4 protein-coding genes and 1 pseudogene are annotated in these 3,188 nt (G+C 63.5%); 4 read left to right on the top strand and 1 reads right to left on the bottom strand.

Annotation, left to right across the window (positions count from 1 at the left end):
* Positions 1–250, bottom strand: a 250-nt coding sequence (locus tag JOY90_RS36115; RefSeq protein WP_291695866.1) for an aminotransferase class I/II-fold pyridoxal phosphate-dependent enzyme, incomplete at its 3' end; no start/stop codon positions are given.
* Between the two features lie 182 nt (positions 251–432).
* Between JOY90_RS36115 and JOY90_RS36110 the strand changes: the two genes are divergently transcribed.
* From JOY90_RS36110 to JOY90_RS36095, 4 genes and pseudogenes are all read left to right on the top strand, one after another.
* Positions 433–1,671 carry a glycosyltransferase family 87 protein gene (locus JOY90_RS36110; protein ID WP_291695865.1) on the top strand — a complete coding sequence of 413 codons (1,239 nt, stop codon included), beginning with the start codon at positions 433–435 and terminating at the stop codon, positions 1,669–1,671.
* Between the two features lie 168 nt (positions 1,672–1,839).
* Complete coding sequence (locus JOY90_RS36105) at positions 1,840–2,490, top strand: glutathione S-transferase family protein (RefSeq protein WP_291695864.1); 651 nt, start codon at positions 1,840–1,842, stop codon at positions 2,488–2,490.
* A gap of 171 nt (positions 2,491–2,661) precedes the next feature.
* On the top strand, positions 2,662–2,829 hold the full coding sequence (locus JOY90_RS36100) for a hypothetical protein (RefSeq protein WP_291695863.1): 168 nt from the start codon (positions 2,662–2,664) through the stop codon (positions 2,827–2,829).
* A gap of 126 nt (positions 2,830–2,955) precedes the next feature.
* Positions 2,956–3,188 (top strand): annotated as a pseudogene (locus JOY90_RS36095) (GNAT family N-acetyltransferase); the annotation flags it as partial.

Here is a 3,188-nt window from a genome sequence, read left to right as displayed (position 1 = left end):
CGCGCTCGAACTTCTTGATCACCGCGTCCTTCAGCTCGGCAAGACCGTCGACGGCAGTGTACTTGGTCTTGCCGGCCTCGATCGCCTTGATCGCCGCGAGCTTGACGTTGGCCGGGGTGTCGAAATCGGGCTCGCCCGCGCCGAGCCCGATGACATTGCGGCCGGCCGCTTTCAGCGCCCGCGCCTTGTCCGTGACCGCAATCGTCGCGGACGGCTTCACACGGTCGAGCGCAGCAGACAGGAACGGCATTGTCGAACTCCTTGCAGGCGTCGTGAGCGCGGAAGTTCACGACTCTGATTGGCGGGAATGGCCAACCAATAGAACGGGGGCCCCGGCATCGCAAGAAGCTTCGACAAAGACGTGAAGACTTTAGGAAACGTTAAAGGCGACGCGCTAGGATCGGCGCAACTTTCGGTAATTTCCGCGGCCAAATGACTCATATATGGCAAGTCTGGCAAGGCGTGCGATCCGGCGCGTGGCTGACGGCCGCGCGGGCCAAGAGCTACAGCCTGATCCTGCTCGTCCTCTGCACCATAGCCTACGCCGGCTGGATCGCCTTGTCCGACGGACTGATCGACCGCAACGGCAAGCCGATCGGTACCGACTTCTCCAATGTCTACGCCGCCGGGCAACTGGCCTGGCAGGGACGGGCCGCCGACGCCTATGATCCGATCTTGCAGCACGACGCGGAAAAGGCCGCTTTCAACGGCCGCGAAGTACCCTTCTTCGGCTGGCACTATCCACCGTTCTTCCTCGGCATCGCCTTCATCGTCGCCGCGTTGCCCTACGCTTTGGGCCTCGCGCTTTGGCTGCTCGCGAGCCTTGCAGCCTATCTTGCGGTGATCCGCGCGATCTTGCCGCGCCCCGAAACGCTGCTGGTCGCCGCCGCCTTTCCTGCCGTGTTCATCAATATCGGCCATGGCCAGAACGGATTCCTGACGGCAGCCTTGCTCGGCGGCGCGCTGCATTGGCTCGACCGCAGGCCGTGGCTCGCCGGCGTTCTGATCGGGCTGTCGGCCTACAAGCCGCAATTCGGCGTGATGATTCCGATCGCGCTCGTCGCCGGCGGACGCTGGAACACCATCACGGCAGCAGCGCTGACGGTTGCAGGTCTGGCTGCGATCAGTCTGGTTATGCTTGGCACCGGCGTGTGGCAGGCCTTCGTCGATTCGACACATTTCACCCAGACGATCGTGCTCGAGCAGGGCGGCACGGGCTGGGAGAAGATCCAGTCGGCATTTTCCGCCGCACGCAACTGGGGCGCCGACGTCGCGACCGCCTATGCGATCCAGCTTGCGCTCGCCATCGCGCTCGCAGTGACGCTGGCTTGGCTGTGGCACAGCGATGTCGCGTTCGAGCTGAAAGCAGCCGCGCTTGCCGCCGCGAGCCTGCTCGCGACGCCCTATGTGCTCGACTACGACCTCGTCGTGCTCGCGATCGCCATCGCCTTTCTCGCACGCCGCGCTTTCGCTTGCGGCCTCGAGGATTATGGGATCAGCTTGCTTGCCGTGGCATGGCTCATGCCACTGGTCACCCGCTCGATCGCCGGCATCAGCGGGATTCCGCTGGGACTGATCGTGCTTCTCATGCTCTACGGTTTCATTCTGAAGTTCGCATTGCGCGAGCGCGAAAATACTTCGCTCCCTCGCGCAGGCGTCGCGCAAGCGTGATCGCGATTATTCCCATGATGAAAGAATCTTCCGCGGTTGCACTGCGGTAGAGGTTTTCCATTTTTTCAGAATGTAAAGACTTGCAGCGCCTGCGCACAAGCATCATTGTTTAGCCGCCTTGGGGGATGACAAGCCTCGCGCGCGTTCCTAACGGTCGAACACCGGAAAATGTACAAACTCTATTCGATGCAGCGTTCCGGCAACAGCTACAAGGTCCGCCTTGCGCTGTCGCTTCTGAACATGCCCTACCACGCGATCGAGATCGACATTCTCCGCGGCGAGAGCCGCACGCCGGAGTTCCTGGCGAAGAATCCGAGCGGACAGGTGCCGCTGCTCGAGGTCGCCGAGGGACGCTATCTCGCCGAGTCCAACGCGATCCTCTGGTTCGTCGCCAACGGGACGGCGTTGTCGCCGGAGTCGCACATCGAGCGCGCCGAGGCGCTGCAATGGATGTTCTTCGAGCAGCATGCGCTGGAGCCGAATATCGGCGCCGCCTATTTCTGGGTCGCGCTGGTCAAGGGCGGCCGCGACCTGCAGACGCATGCGCTGGAGGACTGGATGGAGCGCGGCTATGCGGCGTTGCAGGTGATGGAAAATCACCTCAAGGGCCACGACTATTTCGCCGCCAGCCGGCTCACCCTCGCCGACATCGCACTCTACGGCTACACCCACGTCGCCAATCATTGCGACTACGATCTGTCGACCTTCCCCGCGATCCGCACCTGGCTCAGGCGAGTCGAGCAGGCGCCGGGATTCGTGTCGATGGATTGGCGGCCGGCCGAGGTCGACGACGGCGCCAGCATCGCCGCCAGCGTCTGAAGCGCCGCAGTGCCGCCCAAACCGTTAACGGCGACGGCCCGATTGTTAACCTTTGCGGCGCCTGAACCGGTCCACGCGTCCTGAAGTCGCCGCATTGTCGCCCGGTGGCCGAGCAAAATCTGACGTCGCGGGTGATTCGCCCGTGCGTCTACGCACATGGGAATACGGCCAATGAAACGGTCGCCCGGCGCGATCGGCTTTAACGGCCGAGGTGCGCCTTCTGCCTCCCCTCACCTGATCCGGGCCGTCGCCGCGTCGCTGGCGCTCAGCGCATTCCTGACCGTCGCGATCACGCTGCTCGCGATCAAGGTCAGCATCGCGATGCCGCTTCCGGCCTGAGGGCAGGACGTGGCAGACGTGATCGGCGGCTCGCGCCTTCCTCGGGCGAGGCCGTCTTCAGACATTGATCGATTGGCGATCTCTTCGTAACGAGAACCGGCGCGCAACTCTCGTGGGACGACGAAAATGCCGAACGACATCTCCATCCGTTCCGTGACCCCGAATGATTTCGAGCAATGGCTCCCGCTGTGGGATGGCTACAACGCCTTCTATGGCCGCTCCGGTCCCACCGCGCTCGCACGCCAGGTGACCGAGCGCACCTGGGCACGCTTCTTCGACGTCTACGAGCCGGTGCAGGGCCTCGTCGCGGAGAGCGAGGGCCATCTGCTCGGACTCACGCACTACCTCTATCACCGCTC

The sequence above is a fragment of the Bradyrhizobium sp. genome, assembly GCF_019242285.1.
Classification (GTDB): Bacteria; Pseudomonadota; Alphaproteobacteria; order Rhizobiales; family Xanthobacteraceae; genus Bradyrhizobium.
This window is presented reverse-complemented; position numbering and strand designations above follow the sequence as displayed.